The 18808-nt window shown below is 73.6% G+C and carries 16 protein-coding genes; 13 read left to right on the top strand and 3 right to left on the bottom strand.

Features of this window, described 5'->3' with window-relative positions:
* Positions 1-120: 120 nt before the first annotated feature.
* The 8 genes from RIN80_RS20395 to RIN80_RS20360 all read left to right on the top strand — a co-directional run bounded on the left by RIN80_RS20395 (position 121) and on the right by RIN80_RS20360 (position 10219).
* Positions 121-915, top strand: a complete 795-nt coding sequence (locus RIN80_RS20395; RefSeq protein WP_309097060.1) for a TIGR03084 family metal-binding protein — start codon at positions 121-123, stop codon at positions 913-915.
* A gap of 62 nt (positions 916-977) precedes the next feature.
* On the top strand, positions 978-2648 hold the full coding sequence (locus RIN80_RS20390) for an acyclic terpene utilization AtuA family protein (RefSeq protein ID WP_309097062.1): 1671 nt from the start codon (positions 978-980) through the stop codon (positions 2646-2648).
* Positions 2645-4243, top strand: coding sequence for a carboxyl transferase domain-containing protein (locus tag RIN80_RS20385; RefSeq protein WP_309097059.1), 1599 nt, complete (start codon positions 2645-2647; stop codon positions 4241-4243). Before RIN80_RS20390 ends, RIN80_RS20385 begins: the two co-directional genes overlap by 4 nt.
* Positions 4244-4253: 10 nt before the next feature.
* Complete coding sequence (locus tag RIN80_RS20380; protein WP_309097058.1) at positions 4254-6104, top strand: biotin carboxylase N-terminal domain-containing protein; 1851 nt, start codon at positions 4254-4256, stop codon at positions 6102-6104.
* A 55-nt stretch (positions 6105-6159) separates the two neighbouring features.
* A complete protein-coding gene (locus tag RIN80_RS20375; RefSeq protein WP_309097057.1) occupies positions 6160-7287 on the top strand; it encodes an acyl-CoA dehydrogenase family protein in 1128 nt (375 codons plus the stop codon).
* Between the two features lie 30 nt (positions 7288-7317).
* Positions 7318-8889 (top strand): 4-coumarate--CoA ligase family protein, encoded by a 1572-nt coding sequence (locus tag RIN80_RS20370; RefSeq protein WP_309097056.1) that lies wholly within the window; start codon positions 7318-7320, stop codon positions 8887-8889.
* Entirely contained in the window at positions 8886-9620 is a 735-nt protein-coding gene (locus RIN80_RS20365) for an enoyl-CoA hydratase family protein (protein WP_309097055.1), read from the top strand. The genes RIN80_RS20370 and RIN80_RS20365 overlap by 4 nt, the downstream gene beginning before the upstream one ends.
* On the top strand, positions 9608-10219 hold the full coding sequence (locus RIN80_RS20360) for a TetR/AcrR family transcriptional regulator (RefSeq protein ID WP_309097054.1): 612 nt from the start codon (positions 9608-9610) through the stop codon (positions 10217-10219). The genes RIN80_RS20365 and RIN80_RS20360 overlap by 13 nt, the downstream gene beginning before the upstream one ends.
* A gap of 266 nt (positions 10220-10485) precedes the next feature.
* Here the strand turns inward: RIN80_RS20360 and pdxH are convergent, their stop codons facing one another.
* Positions 10486-11154: a pyridoxamine 5'-phosphate oxidase gene (pdxH, locus tag RIN80_RS20355; protein ID WP_375141748.1), complete on the bottom strand. Its 669-nt coding sequence runs from the start codon at positions 11152-11154 to the stop codon at positions 10486-10488.
* 285 nt (positions 11155-11439) lie between these two features.
* Here pdxH and RIN80_RS20350 point away from each other — a divergent pair, with 285 nt between their 5' ends.
* Complete coding sequence (locus RIN80_RS20350; RefSeq protein ID WP_309097053.1) at positions 11440-12540, top strand: citrate synthase 2; 1101 nt, start codon at positions 11440-11442, stop codon at positions 12538-12540.
* Positions 12541-12558: 18 nt separating this feature from the next.
* On the opposite strand, the gene RIN80_RS20345 is transcribed toward RIN80_RS20350, so the two are convergent.
* Positions 12559-13065, bottom strand: a complete 507-nt coding sequence (locus tag RIN80_RS20345; protein ID WP_309097052.1) for a diadenosine tetraphosphate hydrolase — start codon at positions 13063-13065, stop codon at positions 12559-12561.
* A 293-nt stretch (positions 13066-13358) separates the two neighbouring features.
* Here RIN80_RS20345 and RIN80_RS20340 point away from each other — a divergent pair, with 293 nt between their 5' ends.
* On the top strand, positions 13359-13763 hold the full coding sequence (locus tag RIN80_RS20340; protein ID WP_309097051.1) for a RidA family protein: 405 nt from the start codon (positions 13359-13361) through the stop codon (positions 13761-13763).
* A 76-nt stretch (positions 13764-13839) separates the two neighbouring features.
* Positions 13840-15306 carry a PAS domain-containing protein gene (locus tag RIN80_RS20335; protein ID WP_309097050.1) on the top strand — a complete coding sequence of 489 codons (1467 nt, stop codon included), beginning with the start codon at positions 13840-13842 and terminating at the stop codon, positions 15304-15306.
* A gap of 193 nt (positions 15307-15499) precedes the next feature.
* Here the strand turns inward: RIN80_RS20335 and RIN80_RS20330 are convergent, their stop codons facing one another.
* Complete coding sequence (locus tag RIN80_RS20330; protein WP_309097049.1) at positions 15500-16255, bottom strand: SIS domain-containing protein; 756 nt, start codon at positions 16253-16255, stop codon at positions 15500-15502.
* A 284-nt stretch (positions 16256-16539) separates the two neighbouring features.
* On the opposite strand from RIN80_RS20330, the gene RIN80_RS20325 reads away from it, so the two are divergent.
* Both RIN80_RS20325 and RIN80_RS20320 read left to right on the top strand, forming a co-directional pair.
* A complete protein-coding gene (locus RIN80_RS20325; RefSeq protein ID WP_094056948.1) occupies positions 16540-17232 on the top strand; it encodes a metal-dependent transcriptional regulator in 693 nt (230 codons plus the stop codon).
* A 602-nt stretch (positions 17233-17834) separates the two neighbouring features.
* Complete coding sequence (locus RIN80_RS20320) at positions 17835-18743, top strand: alpha/beta hydrolase (protein WP_309097048.1); 909 nt, start codon at positions 17835-17837, stop codon at positions 18741-18743.
* Positions 18744-18808 lie beyond the last annotated feature (65 nt).

Raw genomic sequence — 18808 nt, 5'->3', positions numbered from 1 at the left:
CCCGCGCATATTTTCATGCAAGCACGCTTGATTGTTTCCGGGCTCGCTGCCATGCTCCTCAGCACGCCGCACCGCCCCGCACACCGCCGTCACACCGCCGTGCCCCGAGGGGAGCGCACCGTGTCCGATTCGACGTCCGTGCTCGACGATCTGCGCGAGGAGAGCGAGGAGCTCGACCGCCTCGTGGCCGGTGCGGACGCGCGACGCTGGGCGCTGCCGACCCCCGCGCCCGGCTGGACCGTGGCCCACCAGATCGCCCACCTGGCCTGGACCGACCGCTCGGCCCTGCTCGCGGTCACGGACGCCGACGGCTTCCACGTCCTGGTCGAGAAGGCCCTCGCGGCGCCGGGCTCGTTCGTCGACGAGGGTGCCGAGGAGGGCGCCGTACTCCCGCCCGACGGCCTGCTGGTCCGCTGGCGCGAGGGCCGCACGGCGCTGGAGGAGGCCCTGCGCGCCGCACCGCCCCAGGCGCGCTTCCCCTGGTACGGGCCGCCCATGTCGGCCGCGTCCATGGCGACGGCCCGCCTCATGGAGACCTGGGCCCACGGGCAGGACGTCGCCGACGCCCTGGGTGTGGTGCGCCCACCCACCGACCGGCTGCGGCATGTGGCCTGGCTCGGGGTGCGCACCCGCGACTTCGCCTTCGGCGTGCACGGGCTGACTCCGCCCGGCGACCCCTTCCGCGTCGAACTCCGGGCGCCCTCCGGTGCCGTGTGGACGTACGGCCCCGACGACGCCGGGCAGCGCGTCACCGGTCCCGCCCTCGACTTCTGCCTCCTGGTCACCCAGCGCGCCCACCGCGACGATCTGGCCCTGCGCGCCGACGGCCCCGACGCCGACCGCTGGCTGGACATCGCGCAGGCCTTCGCGGGACCGCCGGGAAGCGGCCGCCCGCGGAGGGGAGCCGCCTCGTGACGACCTCGCGCGGCGGAACGGCGGGCATACCGGCCTCTCCCACGGGCGCGGAGGGCCACCGCGTGCGCCCCCTGCGCATCGGCAACGCCTCCGGCTTCTACGGCGACCGTTTCGACGCCATGCGCGAGATGCTCACCGGCGGCGAACTCGACGTCCTCACCGGCGACTACCTCGCCGAACTGACCATGCTCATCCTCGGCCGGGACCGGCTCAGGGACCCGGGCGCCGGATACGCCCGCACCTTCCTGCGGCAGCTGGAGGAGTGCCTCGGCCTCGCCCACGAGCGCGGCGTCCGGATCGTCACCAACGCGGGCGGGCTCAACCCGGCCGGACTCGCCGACGCCGTACGGGCGTTGGCGGACCGGCTCGGCATCCCCCTGCGCGTCGCCCATGTCGTGGGCGACGACCTCACCGCCGCCCACCCCGGGAGCCTCGCCGCCCACGCCTACCTCGGCGGCTTCGGCATCGCGGCCTGTCTGCGCGCGGGCGCCGACCTCGTGGTGACCGGGCGCGTGACGGACGCGGCCCTGGCCACCGGCCCCGCCGCCGCCCACTTCGGCTGGACACCGGCGCACCACGACCGGCTCGCGGGGGCCGTCGTCGCCGGGCACGTCCTGGAGTGCGGGGCGCAGGTCACCGGCGGCAACTACGCCTTCTTCCGGGACGGCGACGCCCGCCGCCCCGGCTTCCCGCTCGCCGAGCTGCACGACGACGGGAGCTGCGTGATCACCAAGCACCCCGGAACCGGCGGTTTCGTCGACGTCGGCACGGTCACCGCCCAGTTGCTCTACGAGACGGCCGGTGCCCGGTACGCCGGGCCGGACGTCACCGCCCGGCTGGACACCGTGCGGCTCGCCCAGGACGGGCCGGACCGGGTGCGGATCGAGGGCGTGCGCGGGGAGGCGCCCCCGCCCGCCCTCAAGGTCGGGCTCAACCGGCTCGGCGGCTTCCGCAACGAGGTCGTCTTCGTGCTCACCGGTCTCGACATCGAGGCCAAGGCCGCCCTGGTGCGCGACCAGATGGAGCCCGTCCTGCGCGAGGTCGCCGAGGTGCGGTGGGAGTTGGCCCGCACCGACCGGCCCGACGCCGACACCGAGGAGAGTGCCAGCGCGCTGCTGCGGCTCGTCGTACGGGACCCGGACCAGCGGGCCGTGGGGCGGGCGCTGAGCGGGGCCGCGGTGGAGCTGGCGCTGGCGAGCTACCCCGGCTTCCATGTGCTGGCACCACCGGGAAAGGGCGCGCCCTATGGGGTGTTCGAGGCTGTGTACGTCCCCCATGGTGACGTCGACCATGTGGCCGTCCTCCACGACGGACGCCGGGTCCCGGTGCCCCCACCCCACGACACCCGTGTGCTCGACGACGTCCCGGAGCCGCCCCTGCCGGAGCCGCTGCCGCCCGGGCCGCGCCGCAGGGCCCCGCTCGGGCTGGTCGCGGGGGCCCGCAGCGGCGACAAGGGCGGCGACGCCAACGTCGGCGTCTGGACCCGCACGGACGACGCCTGGCGGTGGCTGGCGCACGAACTGACCGTCGAGCGGTTCCGGGAGCTGATCCCCGAGAGCCGCCCACTGAAGGTGACCCGGCACGTGCTGCCCCGCCTGCGCGCCCTGAACTTCGTGGTCGAGGGGATCCTCGGCCAGGGCGTCGCCGCCCAGCACCGCTTCGACCCGCAGGCCAAGGCGCTCGGCGAATGGCTGCGCTCCCGCCACCTCGACCTACCGGAGGCCCTGCTGTGACCGTCCTGACCTCCGCGCTCGACACCACCGGCCCCGACTTCCGGGCCAACCGCGAGGCGATGCTCGCCAGGCTCGCCGAGGTCGACGCCGAGCACGCCAAGGCCCTCGCGGGCGGCGGCGAGAAGTACGTCGCGCGGCACCGGGCGCGCGGCAAACTCCTCGCCCGCGAACGCGTCGAACTGCTCCTCGACCCCGACACGCCCTTCCTTGAGCTGTCCCCGCTGGCCGCCTGGGGCAGCGACTACACCGTCGGCGCGTCCCTGGTCACCGGCATCGGGGTCGTCGAGGGCGTCGAGTGCCTGATCACCGCCAACGACCCGACCGTGCGCGGCGGAGCGAGCAACCCGTGGTCCCTGAAGAAGGCCCTGCGCGCCAACGACGTCGCCCTCGCCAACCGGCTGCCGTGCATCAGCCTGGTGGAGTCCGGCGGCGCCGACCTGCCCTCCCAGAAGGAGATCTTCATCCCCGGGGGCGCCGTCTTCCGGGACCTCACCCGGCTGTCCGCCGCCGGCATCCCGACCGTCGCCGTCGTCTTCGGCAACTCCACGGCGGGCGGCGCCTACATCCCCGGCATGTCCGACCACGTGATCATGGTCAGGGAGCGGGCCAAGGTGTTCCTCGGCGGCCCGCCGCTGGTGAAGATGGCGACCGGCGAGGAGAGCGACGACGAGTCCCTGGGCGGCGCCGAGATGCACGCGCGCACCTCGGGTCTCGCCGACTACTTCGCCGTCGACGAGCACGACGCGCTGCGGCAGGCCCGGCGCGTGGTCGCCCGCCTCAACCACCGCAAGGCGTACGGCGATCCGGGCCCGGCCGAGCCGCCCAAGTACGACGCCGACGAGCTCCTCGGCATCGTCCCCGGCGATCTGAGAACCCCCTTCGACCCGCGCGAGGTCGTCGCCCGCGTGGTCGACGGCTCGGACTTCGACGAGTTCAAGCCGCTGTACGGGACGAGCCTGGTCACCGGCTGGGCCGCCCTGCACGGCTATCCGGTCGGCATCCTCGCCAACGCCCAAGGGGTGCTGTTCAGCGAGGAGTCGCAGAAGGCCGCCCAGTTCATCCAGCTCGCCAACCAGCGCGACATCCCGCTGGTCTTCCTGCACAACACGACCGGCTACATGGTCGGCAAGGAGTACGAGCAGGGCGGCATCATCAAGCACGGCGCGATGATGATCAACGCCGTCAGCAACAGCCGCGTCCCCCACCTGTCGGTCCTCATGGGCGCCTCCTACGGGGCCGGCCACTACGGCATGTGCGGCCGCGCCTACGACCCCCGCTTCCTCTTCGCCTGGCCCAGCGCCAAGTCGGCCGTCATGGGCCCGCAGCAGCTCGCGGGCGTGCTGTCGATCGTCGCCCGCCAGTCCGCCGCGGCCAAGGGACAGCCGTACGACGAGGAGGCCGACGCGGCGCTGCGCGCGATGGTCGAGCAGCAGATCGAGTCCGAGTCGCTGCCGATGTTCCTGTCCGGGCGGCTCTACGACGACGGCGTCATCGACCCGCGCGACACCCGCACCGTTCTCGGCCTGTGCCTGTCCGCGATCCACACCGCCCCCTACGAGGGCGCACGCGGCGGCTTCGGCGTCTTCCGGATGTGAGGAACCCTCAGTGATCACTTCTGTGCTGGTCGCCAACCGGGGCGAGATCGCCTGCCGGATCTTCCGCACCTGTCGCGAACTGGGCATCCGCACGGTCGCCGTGCACTCGGACGCCGACGCGAACGCCCTGCACGCGCGCGTGGCCGACGCGAGCGTCCGACTTCCGGGGGAGGCGCCCGCGGACACCTACCTGCGCGGCGACCTCATCGTGAAGGCCGCCGTCGCGGCCGGCGCGGACGCCGTGCACCCCGGCTACGGCTTCCTCTCCGAGAACGCGGACTTCGCCCGGGCCGTCCTGGACGCGGGGCTGACCTGGATCGGCCCGCCCCCGGCAGCCGTCGAGGCGATGGCGTCCAAGACGCGCGCCAAGCAGCTCCTGGGCATCGAGCCGCTCACCGAGGTCACCGAGACCGACCTGCCGGTGCTGGTGAAGGCCGCGGCGGGCGGTGGCGGCCGCGGCATGCGCGTCGTACGGCGCCTGGCCGACCTGGACGCCGAACTGGCCGCCGCGCGCGCGGAAGCGGTGAGCGCCTTCGGCGACGGCGAGGTCTTCGTCGAGCCGTACGTGGAGCGCGGCCGCCACGTCGAGGTGCAGATCCTCGCCGACACCCACGGCACCGTCTGGGCGCTCGGCACCCGCGACTGCTCCCTGCAGCGCCGCCACCAGAAGGTGATCGAGGAGGCGCCCGCCCCGGCCCTGCCCGCCGAACTCGACGCCGAGGTACGCGCATTGGCCGTACGGGCCGCACGGGCGGTCGACTACGTCGGCGCCGGCACGGTCGAGTTCCTCGTCGCCGGCGGCACGGCGCACTTCCTGGAGATGAACACCCGCCTGCAGGTCGAACACCCGGTGACCGAGGCCGTGTTCGGCATCGACCTGGTCGCGGAGCAGATCCGTGTCGCCGAGGGCCACCCCCTCCACCCCGAGCCGCCCCGCGCGCGGGGCCACGCCGTGGAGGCCCGCCTGTACGCCGAGGACCCCGCCCGCGACTGGGCCCCGCAGACGGGCACCCTGCACCGCCTGGCGGTCCCCGACTCGGTCCGCCTGGACACCGGTTACACGGACGGCGACACGATCGGCGTCCACTACGACCCCATGCTCGCCAAGGCCGTCGCCCACGCGCCCACCCGCGCGGAGGCCGTGCGCAAACTGGCCTCCGCCCTGGAACGGGCCGCGATCCACGGCCCCGTCACCAACCGTGACCTGCTGGTCCGCTCCCTGCGCCACCCGGAGTTCACCGCCGCCCGCATGGACACCGGCTTCTACGACCGCCACCTCGCGGAACTGACCGAGCCGGCCCCCGACCCGCACGCCCCGCTGGCCGCCGCCCTCGCCGACGCAGGCGCCCGCTCCCGCCCCGGCTTCGGCGGCTGGCGCAACGTCCCCTCACAGCCGCAGACCAAGCGCTACCTGATGGCGGGCGAGGAGCACGAGGTCCGCTACCGGCACACCCGGCACGGCCTGGAGGCGGACGGGGTGCGCGTGATGCACGCCGACGCGCGGCTGGTGATCCTCGAAGTGGACGGCGTGCAGCGCCGGTTCGAGGTCTCCCGCCACGGTGACCGGGTCTACGTCGGCACCACCGCCCTCACCGCCCTGCCCCGCTTCCCCGACCCCGCCACCCGGCACGTCCCCGGCTCCCTCCTGGCCCCCATGCCGGGCACGGTCGTCCGCGTCGCCGACGGCCTCACGGCGGGAGCACAGGTGAAGGCCGGCGAGCCCCTGCTCTGGCTGGAGGCGATGAAGATGCAGCACAAGATCACCGCACCGGTGACGGGAACGCTGACCGACCTGTGCGTCGCACCGGGGCAACAGGTCGAGCCGGGCGCGCTGCTGGCTGTGGTGAAGGAAGCCTTCTAGGGGCGCGGGGAACTGCGCGACAAGCCACATCCGGCCCGCACCGAAAGGACTCCCCATGGACACCGAAGCCCACAAAGCGCTCCGAGAGGCCGTCGCCGCCCTCGGCAAGCGCCACGGCCCCGGAAGCGGCCCCACCCAGCTCTGGTCAGACGCGGGCAAGCTCGGCTACCTCGGAGTCAACCTCCCCGAGGAGTACGGAGGCGGCGGGGGAGGAATCTCCGAACTCTCCATCGTCCTGGAGGAACTGGGGGCCGCCGGCTGCCCCCTCCTCATGCTGGTGGTCTCACCGGCCATCTGCGGCACGGTCATAGCCCGCTTCGGCACCGATGCCCAGAAGAGGGAGTGGCTGCCCGGCCTGTCCGACGGCACCCGCCTCATGGCCTTCGGCATCACCGAACCCGACGCCGGCTCCAACTCCCACCGCATCACCACCACCGCCCGCCGCGACCAGGACACCGGAGGCTGGATCCTCACCGGCCGCAAGGTCTTCGTCTCCGGCGTCGACATCGCGGACGCCACCCTGATCGTCGGCCGTACCGAGGACGCCCGCACCGGCCGCCTCAAGCCCAGCCTGTTCATCGTGGCGCGCGACACCCCCGGCTTCGGCCGCCGCCCCATCGACATGGAACTGCACGCCGCCGAGAAGCAGTTCGAGCTGGTCCTGGACGACGTACGGCTGCCCGCCGACGCGCTCGTCGGGGACGAGGACGCCGGCCTGCTCCAGCTGTTCGCCGGCCTCAACCCCGAGCGGATCATGACGGCCGCCTTCGCGATCGGCATGGGCCGGTACGCCCTCGGCAAGGCCGTCGCGTACGCCCGCGACCGCACCGTCTGGAACGCCCCCATCGGCGCCCACCAGGCCATCGCCCACCCCCTCGCCCAGGCGCACATCGACCTCGAACTGGCCCGCCTGATGATGCAGAAGGCCGCCGCCCTCTACGACGCCGGGGACGACGTGGGCGCCGGGGAGGCCGCCAACATGGCCAAGTACGCGGCCGGAGAGGCCTGTGTGAAGGCCGTCGACCAGGCTGTGCACACCCTCGGCGGCAACGGCCTGACCCGCGAGTACGGCCTGGCGCGGCTGGTAACGGCCGCGCGCGTGGCTCGTATCGCTCCGGTGAGCCGGGAGATGATTCTCAACTACGTCTCGCACCAGACCCTGGGCCTGCCCAAGTCGTACTGAGACGACCCGCGCCGCGAGGAGGAACCAGCCATGTTCCGCAGCGAGTACGCAGACGTCCCGCCCGTCGACCTCCCCATCCACGACGCCGTGCTGGCCCGGGCCGCCGAGTTCGGCGACATCCCGGCCCTGATCGACGGCACCGACGGCACCACCCTCTCGTACGAGCAGGTGGACCGGTTCCACCGGCGCGTCGCCGCCGCCCTCGCCGAGGCCGGGGTCCGCAAGGGCGACGTCCTCGCCCTGCACAGCCCCAACACCGTCGCCTTCCCGACCGCGTTCTACGCCGCCACGCGCGCGGGCGCCACCGTCACCACCGTGCACCCGCTCGCCACCGCCCAGGAGTTCGCCAAGCAGCTCACCGACTGCGCCGCCCGCTGGATCATCACCGTCTCACCGCTGCTCGACATCGCCCGCCGGGCCGCCGAACTCGCGGGCGGCGTGCGCGAGATCTTCGTGTGCGACAGCGCGACCGGCCACCGCTCCCTGATCGACATGCTGGCCACGACCGCCCCCGAGCCCCGGGTCGCCATCGACCCCGGTGAGGACGTCGCCGCCCTGCCGTACTCCTCCGGCACCACCGGCACGCCCAAGGGTGTGATGCTCACCCACCGGCAGATCGCCACCAACCTCGCCCAGCTCCACCCGGCCATCCCGGCCGGCCCGGGCGACCGCGTCCTGGCGGTGCTGCCCTTCTTCCACATCTACGGCCTCACGGCCCTGATGAACGCCCCGCTGCGCCAGGGCGCCACCGTCGTCGTCCTGCCCCGCTTCGACCTGGAACAGTTCCTCGCGGCGATCCAGAACCACCGCATCACCGCCCTCTACGTGGCCCCGCCCATCGTCCTGGCCCTCGCCAAGCACCCGGCCGTCACCCGGTACGACCTGTCGTCCCTGCGGTACATCGTCAGCGCCGCCGCGCCCCTGGACGCCCGCCTCGCCGCCGCCTGCTCCGCCCGCCTCGGTCTGCCGCCCGTCGGCCAGGCCTACGGCATGACCGAACTCTCGCCCGGCACCCACGTCGTCCCCCTGGACGCCATGCGCGACGCCCCGCCCGGCACCGTCGGCAAGCTCGTCGCCGGCACCGAGATGCGCATCGTCTCCCTCGACGACCCGGCCAGGGACCTGCCCGCGGGCGAGTCGGGCGAGATCCTCATCCGCGGCCCCCAGATCATGAAGGGCTACCTCGGCCGCCCCGACGCCACCGCCGCGATGATCGACACCGACGGCTGGCTGCACACCGGGGACGTCGGCCACGTCGACGGTGGGGGAGGCTGGCTGTTCGTCGTCGACCGGGTGAAGGAACTGATCAAGTACAAGGGCTTCCAGGTCGCCCCGGCCGAACTGGAGGCGCTCCTGCTCACCCACCCCGGGATCGCCGACGCCGCCGTCGTCGGCACCTACGACGACGACGGCAACGAGGTCCCGCACGCCCACGTCGTGCGCCAGCCGGCCGCCGCCGACCTCTCCGCCGGGGAGATCATGATGTACGTCGCCGAGCGCGTGGCCCCCTACAAGCGGATACGCCGGGTCACCTTCATCGACGGCGTCCCGCGGGCGGCCTCCGGCAAGATCCTCCGCCGACAGCTCCGGGAGAGCGCATGACCCTGATCGCCCGCACCCGCGCCCGGGCCGTCGAGACCCTCGCGCTCGACGCGCCGCAGCACCGCAACGCCCTGTCGGCGGCCCTGGCCGGCGAACTGGCCGACGCGCTCGCGGACGCCGGCGAGGACCCCGGCGTCCGCGCGGTCGTCCTCACCCACACCGGCTCCACCTTCAGCGCCGGCGCCGACCTGAAGGACCCGCCCGCCCCCGAGGCCCTGGTCGCCCTGCTGCGGCAGATCATCGAGCTGCCCAAGCCGGTCGTCGCCCGGGTCACCGGCCACGTCCGCGCGGGCGGCCTCGGCCTGCTGGCCGCCTGCGACATCGCGGTCGCCTCCACCACGGCCACCTTCGCCTTCACGGAGGTCCGCATCGGCGTCGCGCCCGCGATCATCTCCCTGCCGCTGCTGTCCCGCACCGACCCCCGCGCCCTGGCCCGCCACTACCTCACCGGCGAGCGCTTCGACGCCGCTCAGGCGACCGCGACGGGCCTGCTCACCGCCCACGCCGACGACGTCGACACGGCCCTGGCCCCGATCCTCGACGGTCTGCGCAAAGCCGCCCCCGACGCCCTGACCGAGACGAAACGGCTGCTCACGGCTAGGGTGCTGGAAGCCTTCGACCGGGACGCGGCCGACCTGACCGCGCTCTCGGCCCGGCTGTTCGCCTCCCCGCAGGCACGCGAGGGGATGACGGCCTTCCTCGAACGACGGGATCCGGCATGGGTGGTGTGAGCACGGCCGACCGTGCGGAGAGAGTCCCCAAGCAGGACCGCAGCCGGGCCACCCGGCAGCGGCTCCTGGAAGCCGCCGTGGCCTGCCTCGCCGAGCACGGCTGGGCCGGTTCCACCGTCTCCGTCGTCGCCGAACGGGCCGGCGTCTCGCGCGGCGCCGCCCAGCACCACTTCCCGACCCGTGAGGACCTCTTCACGGCGGCCGTGGAGTACGTCGCCGAGGAACGGTCCACCGCCCTGCGCGCGCTCTTCCCCGAGGGCGCGTCCGGGGACCGGCACGCCGTCGTCGCCGCCCTGGTCGACCTCTACACCGGCCCGCTGTTCCGCGCCGCCCTGCACCTGTGGGTCGCCGCCTCCAACGAGGAGCAGCTCCGCCCCCGCGTCACCGAGCTGGAATCCCGCGTCGGCCGCGAGACCCACCGCATAGCCGTCGACCTCCTCGCCGCCGACGAATCCGTCCCCGGCGTCCGCGAGACGGTCCAGGGCCTGCTCGACATGGCCCGCGGCCTGGGCCTCGCCAACCTCCTCACCGACGACGCGGCCCGCCGCGAACGGGTGGTCGCCCAGTGGGCGCGACTGCTGGACGAGGCTCTGGGCTGACCGCGGGGGACCGCTTCCAGACGATCGTCGACCCCGACGCGACGCCGGCGGACGCCGAGCCCCTCGCCCGTCGGGACGTGGAGTGGCTCACGGCGGAGGGCGTCGTCCTCGACGCGCGCACGCGGTGCGTCCCCGGGCCGTCCCTCGGGTATCCGCCCGGCCCCCACCGGGGCGGACCGTGACGGACGACTGGGACCACGAGCCCTGGGACGGCCTCGCCGTCCACACCCGCCGGACGGGCTTCACCAGCGGCGCGGACCCGCGCCTCAGGGGCTGAGCCGCTCCACCCGCCAGCTGCCGTCCGGCTGTTCCACGTACCTGAGCCGGTCGTGCAGCCGGTTCTCGCGGCCCTGCCAGAACTCCACCGTCTGCGGCGCCACCCGGAAGCCGCCCCAGTGCGGCGGCACGGGCACCTGCTCGCCCTCCGGGTAGCGGGCCGCCAGTTCGGCGTAGGCGCCGTCGATGTCGGCCCGGGTGGAGATCACCGAGGACTGGGCGCTGGCCCACGCCCCGAGCTGTGAGCCGTGCGGGCGGGTGCGGAAGTAGGCGGCCGTCTCGTCCCGGCCGGTGCGCCGCGCGACGCCCGTGACGATGACCTGGCGGGCCATGGGGTGCCAGGGGAACAGCAGGGAGACGTACGGGTTCGCCGCCAGGTCGCGGGCCTTGCGGGAGTCGTAGTTGGTGTAGAAGACGAAGCCCTGCTCGTCGAAGTGCTTCAGCAGGACCGTACGGGAGCTGGGCCGGCCCTCGGCGTCGGCGGTCGAGACGATCATGGCGTTCGGTTCGAAGAGCCCGCCGTCCGTCGCGGCCTGTGTGAACCAGCGCGCGAACTGCTCGACGGGCGTGGCGGCCAGCTCGTTCTCGGAGAGGCCCTCCGCCCGGTACTGCTTGCGCATCGAGGCCAGAGCGAAGGGGACGTCGTCGCGGTCGGTCACCCGGTCATCTTGCCGTACGGACGGTGTCCTTCGTCACTGCCTGGCACTGAGTGCCGCGAGCCCTCCCCAACCCTGGCACTCGGAGATATCGTTTCCGTGCCGTTGCGGTTGGGTGGCCGCCGACCGTACGGGGCATCACAGGGGCAGCCGGCCAGGACCGCGAGTCGCCGCGGACGACCGTGGATCCTCTGGACGGCCGCCCGCTTCGCCAGCTGACTGACACATGGTTCGTACGCCCCACCCCACAGCACACCGTCTGTCGCTTACCTCACGAGGAGCCGCCTGATGTCCGACTTCGTACCCGGACTCGAGGGAGTCGTCGCGTTCGAGACGGAGATCGCCGAACCGGATAAGGAGGGCGGCGCACTCCGGTACCGGGGCGTCGACATCGAGGACCTGGTCGGCCACGTCTCCTTCGGCAACGTCTGGGGCCTGCTCGTCGACGGTGCCTTCAATCCGGGTCTGCCCCCCGCCGAGCCGTTCCCCATCCCCGTCCACTCCGGCGACATCCGCGTCGACGTCCAGTCCGCGCTGGCGATGCTGGCACCGGTCTGGGGTCTCAGGCCGCTGCTCGACATCGACGCCGAAGAGGCCCGCGAGGACCTGGCCCGGGCGGCCGTCATGGCGTTGTCGTACGTGGCCCAGTCGGCCCGCGGGCAGGGCCTGCCCATGGTGCCGCAGCGGGAGATCGACAAGGCGCAGTCCGTCGTCGAGCGCTTCATGATCCGCTGGCGGGGCGAGCCCGACCCGAAGCACGTGGCGGCGGTGGACGCCTACTGGACGAGCGCCGCCGAGCACGGCATGAACGCCTCCACCTTCACGGCCCGGGTCATCGCCTCGACCGGCGCGGACGTCGCCGCCGCGCTGTCCGGCGCGGTGGGGGCCATGTCGGGCCCGCTGCACGGCGGTGCCCCGTCCCGGGTCCTGCACATGATCGAGGAGATCGAACGCACGGGCGACGCGGAGGCCTACGTCAAGCAGACCCTCGACAAGGGCGAGCGCCTCATGGGCTTCGGGCACCGCGTCTACCGCGCCGAGGACCCGAGGGCGAGGGTCCTGCGCCGCACGGCCCGCGAACTGGGCGCCCCCCGCTTCGAGGTCGCCGAGGCCCTGGAGAAGGCGGCCCTGGCGGAGCTCCACGCCCGCCGGCCCGACCGGGTCCTCGCCACCAACGTGGAGTTCTGGGCGGCCATCGTCCTGGACTTCGCCGAGGTCCCGGCGCACATGTTCACGTCCATGTTCACCTGCGCCCGCACGGCCGGCTGGTCCGCCCACATCCTGGAACAGAAGCGCACGGGCCGCCTGGTCCGCCCCTCGGCCCGCTACGTCGGCCCGGGCAGCCGCAGCCCCCACGAGATCGAGGGCTACGACGACATCGCCCACTGACCCGTCCCGCCTGCGGCCTCACTCGTCCCCGGGTGAGGCCGCAGGCGCGCCCGGCCCCGCGAGCCGGTCCAGCTCCTCCCCGATGGCCTGCCGCAGCGGCTCGTGCCGCGCCCCGAGGGCGTACCGCTCCTCGGTCCACATCCCCCGCGGGTAGAGCCACACGGGCAGCCGGACGCGCTCGGGAGGCTCCCAGTCGTACCGCGGCCACACGTGCGCGTGCAGGAACGCCTCGGCGTTGCCGAGGATCTCCAGATTCACCCGCCGGAACCCCGGATCCGCCCGCCGGCAGGCCCGCTCGACGGCTTCCCCGAGCCGGTCCATGCCGTCCAGGAACGCCAGCCGCCTTCCTCGAGGAAGCTCGGACAGCCGCCGTACCGCCGGGTCGTCGGTGAGCAGCACCGAGTACCCGGGCAGGAACTGCACGTCGCCGATCGCCGCGAACCCGGCCTCCAGCCGCCGCAGGACGGTCGGATTCTCGCCCCGCAGGGCGCTGCCCACCCGGTCCCGGTGCCATGCACCCGGCACGATCGTCCTCCCCTGGAACGCAGACGACCCGCGAGTCTGGGTCCTCCGGAGGAGGAGCCGGCCGGACGTACCGGCGACTCGCGGGTCGGGTGACTGCCTGAGATTGGGCCGGCTGCACGCGTCGCTCACGTGCTGGCTCGGCACCGCACCGAGTGTGGTGTCGGGCCGCTAGCCCGCAGCCACCTCACGCGTCCGGTTTCCATACATCTGCCGAACCACCTCCTCTCTCGTGTACCTGAACCCTAGGAAACCGTTCCGGCTCGCATCAACCGTTTTTCTGAGACCTTGACTCCATGACGCGACGGCAGGCGATTCTCAGCGGTTCGGTGTTCGAGGAGCGGATCGGCTATGCCCGGGCCGTGGTGGACGGGGACCGGGTCCACGTGTCCGGCACGACGGGGTTCGACTACGCGACGATGACGATCTCCGAGGACGTGGTGGAGCAGGCCGAGCAGTGCCTGCGGAACATCGGGGACGCGCTCGGCAAGGCCGGCTGCTCGTTCGCGGATGTCGTGCGCGTGCGGTACCTGCTGCCCGACCGGGCGGACTTCGAGCCGTGCTGGCCGGTGCTGCGCGCGTGCTTCGGTGAGGTGCGGCCGGCCGCGACGATGCTGGTGTGCGGCCTGGCCGACCCCCGGATGAAGATCGAGATCGAGGTGGACGCGCGCCGGGGCAGCGGTGGTGTCACGGGCCGTTGACGTGGGGATTGCCCGCGTACCACGATTCCTTCAATGTTGTGGGAACTCGGTGTGCGCCGGGTCACGTTCCAGTTGAATGAGGGCAAGGAGCGAACCGGCGTGCCGTACGTGCGGACGCAGCCTGCAGGGGGTCCAGGTGAGTGCTTCCCGGCGTAGTGGGACCACCGACGAGCTGGGGCCGGACGAGCCCGGGCGGGACGGTGCGGACGGTTCGGATCTGCTCGCCGCGCTGCTGGACGGGATGGACGCGGCGCTGTGCGCCTTCGACGCCGACGGTGTCGTCACGCACTGGAACCGCGAGGCCGAGCGGATCCTCGGCTGGAGCGCGCAGGAGGCCGTCGGCAAGCGGGGCCTGGCCGGCTGGGCGGTGCGCAGCGCGGACGCCGAGGAGGTCGAGGAGCGGCTGCTGTCGGCCATGCACGCCCCGGGCCGGCAGGTGCACGAGTTCGCGTTGCTGACGAAGGACGGCGGGCGGGTGCTCGTGCGGACGCAGTCGGCGGCCGTGCGCGGGCCCGACGGAAAGCCGGCGGGGGTGTACTGCGCGTTCAGCGAGGTGCACGCGCAGATCGATCTGGAGCGGTCGATCGCGCTGAGCGAGGCGCTGTTCGAGGACGCCGGCTGGGGCGTCGTCCTGGTCGACGTCGACCTGCGGCCCGCCGTGGTGAACGCGCACGCGGCCCGGGCGCTGGGCAGGGGCCGTACGTCGGTGCTCGGGCGGCCGCTCGGGGAACTGCTCTCGCAGGGTGTGGAGGAGCTGGAGAGCGCGCTGCAGCACGTGCTGGCGGAGGGCGCGCCGCCGGCGCCGGCCGAGGTGTGGGTGAGTGTGCGCACGCCGGAGGGGGAGCGGCGGCGGTGCTGGCGCAGCGGTTTCGTGCGGCTGGCCTCACCCCTCGCGGAGGAGCCGGTTCCCCTGGGCGTGGGCTGGCTGTTCCAGGACGTGACGGAGGCCAGGCAGAACGAGCAGGAGGCGTCGCTGCTGAGGTTCCGCGCGCAGCAGCTGCACCGGGCGTCGCGGGCGGCCGCCGAATGCGAGGACCCGGCGGAGGCGGCGACGGTCCACCTGGACTTCGCCCTGGCCGGGTTCGCCGACCACGGGCTGATCGACCGGGTGGCCGGTGGCGCGCTGACCGACGCAGAGGCCGACGGACCGGTCCGGCTGGTGCGGGTCGCGGCCACGCCGTCCGGCGCTCCGGGGCCGAGCAGGCTCGCGGGCCGGTCGGGGCTGCCCGTGCGCTACCCGGAGGGCCACCCGGCCCTGCAGTGCGTGGAGCGGACGGGGGCGCTGCGGGCGAGCGCGGGTGCCGCGCCGCCCGACCGGGCCCGCGCGTGGGCGCTGGCGCGGCAGTGGCCGCCGGACGCGGTGCACGCCCTGTGCGCGGTGCTGCGCAGCAGGGGGCGCACGCTGGGTGTCGTGACGTTTCTGCGGGGGGCGGGCCGCAGCGCGTTCGAGCGCTCCGACGCGATGTACGCGGAGGACGTGGCGGTACGCATCGCGGCGGCACTGGACCTGGTCGACCTGACGGGCCCACCGGACAACATGTGACCGTCCGACGGCCCGGGCCGCCCCGCCCGGGACAGGCGGCGGTGACCCGGACGAGTGGGGACCCAGGGCACGTGCCGCTCGAACAGGCCCGGGCCGCCCGCGCGTGCGGCCCGGCCAGACAGCAGGCGCCGGTTCGCACCGGCCCGGGCCCGCGGCAAGCCCGGTCGGTCGGCCCCTGGCGGTTCGGCGCCGGTCAGTGGCGGTAGAAGATGCGGTCCCCGTACCGCTCCATCACCTGGGCGTTCCAGTCGTGTCCCCCGTCGACGTTGCCGGAGCGCAGCAGCGGCGGCTCGATGCCGCGGTCGGCGAGGGTCGTCGCGGTCGTGGCCATGACCGCCTGGAGGAGGGCCGAGGTGACGACCGTGGAGGCGGGGGCGAAGGGCGCGGGCACCTTGTCGTGGCTGAGTTCCGCGTCGCCGACCGCGATCTTCGAGTCGAGGACGAGGTCGCAGTGGTCCCTCAGGTACGTGCCCGAGGCGTGCCGGGACTTGGTCCGCGAGGCGTACGCCACCGATGTCACGCCGATGACCCGCACGCCCAGGGCACGCGCGTGCAGGGCCATCTCCACGGGCAGCGCGTTGCGCCCGGAGAGGGAGATGATCAGCAGGGCGTCGCCCGCGCGGAGCGGGGAGTTGTCGAGGACGGCGCTCGCGAGGCCGTCGACGCGTTCCAGGGCGGAGCCGAGCGGTGCGGGCATGACGTCGACGCCGACGACACCCGGCACGGCGAGGAGGTTCATCAGGGCGAGTCCGCCGGCGCGGTAGACGAGGTCCTGCGCGGCGAGGGAGGAGTGCCCGGCGCCGAACGCGAAGAGCCGGCCGCCGTTCTCGACGGTGTCGGCCAGGAGCGTCCCGGCGGCCGCGATGCTGTCGGCCTCCTCGTCGCGGACCCGCCGCAGCAGGTCGATCGCGGCATCGAGGAACTGGTCGGCCGGCGCGCGGTCGCTCATACGGGATCCCCTTCAGACGGGCCTCACGGGCTTGTGTCGCGCATCACGGTGCGGTCTGGACCAGTGCGGTGTCAATACGGCCCTGGAGGCCGCGCCGCGGGGCGGCCCCGGGTGGCGCGGCCGGCCCCGAAACGGAGGTCCGTACCCTGCTCCGGGGCCCGGTAATCCCCCGCTTTCCCGCCCGAGGCACGGTTGTCGGTGGTATCCGGCAGAATTGGGTGCAGGGCCAGCGCACACGCCGGTGAGCCGTCCAGCCTCCGGCAGATCTCATTCGAGGGGCACGTATGTCCGGACTGATCGACACCACGGAGATGTATCTCCGCACCATCCTCGAGCTGGAGGAAGAGGGTGTGGTCCCCATGCGCGCCCGTATCGCCGAGCGGCTCGACCAGAGCGGCCCGACGGTGAGCCAGACCGTGGCGCGGATGGAGCGCGACGGCCTGGTGTCCGTCGCGACCGACCGGCACCTGGAGCTCACGGACGAGGGCCGCCGCCTCGCCACGCGCGTGATGCGCAAGCACCGCCTCGCCGAGTGTCTGCTGGTCGACGTGATCGGTCTGGAGTGGGAGCAGGTCCACGCCGAGGCGTGCCGCTGGGAGCACGTGATGAGCGAGGCCGTGGAGCGCCGCGTCCTGGAGCTGCTGCGGCACCCGACGGAGTCGCCCTACGGCAACCCGATCCCGGGCCTTGAGGAGCTGGGCGAGAAGGACGGCGCCGACCCGTTCCTGGACGAGGGCATGGTGTCGCTGGCCAGCCTCGACCCGGGCACGGAGGGCAAGACGGTCGTGGTGCGCCGGATCGGCGAGCCGATCCAGACGGACGCGCAGCTGATGTACACGCTGCGGCGGGCGGGCGTGCAGCCCGGCTCGGTGGTGAGCGTGACCGAGTCGGCGGGCGGTGTGCTGGTGGGCAGCGGCGGCGAGGCGGCCGAGCTGGAGTCGGACGTGGCCTCCCACGTGTTCGTCGCCAAGCCCTGAGCCGGTCGGCGGCTCACGGGGGTGTCCGGTCCGGCCGGTCGGGACGGTCCGGTACCAACGGCCGTTGCGGCTGGGGCGCTTGTGGTGATGGCGTGATCCGTGCCGCATCCCGGATCCAGTCCGTCGAATGGCAGCGCTCGCCCGCTTCCCGTGCGACGCTGTCGCGTGGGGCATATGACCTGAGGGCTCTTGGCCGTGGCCTGACAGCGATGTCGCCCGGCCGGGGAGGGGGCGGGAGGATGTGCCGTTCGGACGGAGAGGGCCCCGGCGCCGCATGGCGCCGGGGCCTGTCCTCCCCCGTGCTGACCCGGAGCCCCGAGCTCTCAGGGTCATCCCCCGCGGACCGGTTTCCCCGAGCGGTCCGCCTCCCGCTGAAGATCTCCCCGCGACGGCGGCGATCAATCCCCGAGGGCGGTCACTCGAACGAGGGGTGTTGTCCGCGAGAACCGCATCTTCGAAAGCGCATTCGATAGTCTGCGGGTGACGCAGACCCGGGTTCACCAGGGACCCGGCACGACAGGCACGGCAGGCAGAACACGGTTCACAGGACCGTCCGGCCGGACAGGGCAGCGGTCCGCGCGAAGCTTGGGGGGTGCCAGGACATGGCGCGACGCATCGACGTGACCGGGACGGACGGCGTACGCCTCGCGGCCTGGGAGTTCGGCGACCCGCCCAAGACCGACCCGGCGCAGGACGGGCCGGACGCGGGGGACGGGCACGGCGGGCGCACCGGGGCCGGCGGTTGCCCGGGCGTGCTGTTACTGCACGGCCTCATGGGCCGTGCCTCGCACTGGGCGCCCACCGCCCGGTGGCTCTCCGGCCGGTACCGCGCGGTCGCCCTCGACCAGCGCGGCCACGGCCGCAGCGACAAACCCCCGCAGGGCGCCTTCACCCGGGACGCCTACGTCGACGACGCCGAGGCCGCCCTGGAGCAGCTCGGCCTCGCCCCGGTCGTCCTCATCGGCCACGCCATGGGCGCGCTCACCGCCTGGCAGCTCGCCGCCCGGCGACCGGACCTGGTCCGCGGGCTGATCATCTGCGACATGCGGGCCTCCGCGCTCGGCGCCGCGTCGCAGCGCGAGTGGGCTCAGTGGTTCGAGTCCTGGCCGCTGCCGTTCGCCACGCTCGCCGACGTCCGCAAGTGGTTCGGCGAGGACGACCCCTGGGTGGAGCGGCCCAACCCGGCGCGCGGTGAGTTCTACGCCGAGGTGATGACCGAGTCCCCGGACGGCTGGCGCCCCGTCTTCGAGCCGGAGCAGATGCTCCGCTCCCGCGAGACCTGGGTGTACGACGCGCACTGGGAGGAACTGGCCCAGGTCCGGTGCCCCGCCCTGGTGGTGCGCGGCCTCGACGGCGAGCTGGGCCGGGCCGAGGCCCAGGAGATGGTCCGGGTCCTGCCCCGCGGCCAGTACGCGGAGGTCGCCGACGCCGGCCACCTGGTCCACTACGACCAGCCGGAGGCCTGGCGCGCGGCCATCGAGCCGTTCCTGGACTCGCTCGGCGCCGACTGAGCAGCCCGACGACCGCCCCTCGGGCGCTCGGCACGCGCTCCGGCCCCGCTCACGGACCCGGCCGT

The sequence above is a fragment of the Streptomyces sp. genome (assembly GCF_031181705.1).
In the GTDB taxonomy this organism is placed as follows: domain Bacteria; phylum Actinomycetota; class Actinomycetes; order Streptomycetales; family Streptomycetaceae; genus Streptomyces.
The sequence above is the reverse complement of the archived record's forward strand: the minus strand, read 5'-3'. Positions and strand labels throughout refer to the sequence as shown.

Bases quoted from the DNA above. Each gene is read 5' to 3' on its own strand.
- RIN80_RS20375 (WP_309097057.1), top strand. From the start codon at position 6,160: ATGGACACCGAAGCCCACAAAGCGCTCCGAGAGGCCGTCGCCGCCCTC.
- RIN80_RS20370 (WP_309097056.1), top strand. From the start codon at position 7,318: ATGTTCCGCAGCGAGTACGCAGACGTCCCGCCCGTCGACCTCCCCATC.
- RIN80_RS20365 (WP_309097055.1), top strand. From the start codon at position 8,886: ATGACCCTGATCGCCCGCACCCGCGCCCGGGCCGTCGAGACCCTCGCG.
- RIN80_RS20360 (WP_309097054.1), top strand. From the start codon at position 9,608: ATGGGTGGTGTGAGCACGGCCGACCGTGCGGAGAGAGTCCCCAAGCAG.
- RIN80_RS20350 (WP_309097053.1), top strand. From the start codon at position 11,440: ATGTCCGACTTCGTACCCGGACTCGAGGGAGTCGTCGCGTTCGAGACG.
- RIN80_RS20340 (WP_309097051.1), top strand. From the start codon at position 13,359: ATGACGCGACGGCAGGCGATTCTCAGCGGTTCGGTGTTCGAGGAGCGG.
- RIN80_RS20335 (WP_309097050.1), top strand. From the start codon at position 13,840: ATGAGGGCAAGGAGCGAACCGGCGTGCCGTACGTGCGGACGCAGCCTG.
- RIN80_RS20330 (WP_309097049.1), bottom strand. From the start codon at position 16,255: ATGAGCGACCGCGCGCCGGCCGACCAGTTCCTCGATGCCGCGATCGAC.
- RIN80_RS20325 (WP_094056948.1), top strand. From the start codon at position 16,540: ATGTCCGGACTGATCGACACCACGGAGATGTATCTCCGCACCATCCTC.
- RIN80_RS20320 (WP_309097048.1), top strand. From the start codon at position 17,835: ATGGCGCGACGCATCGACGTGACCGGGACGGACGGCGTACGCCTCGCG.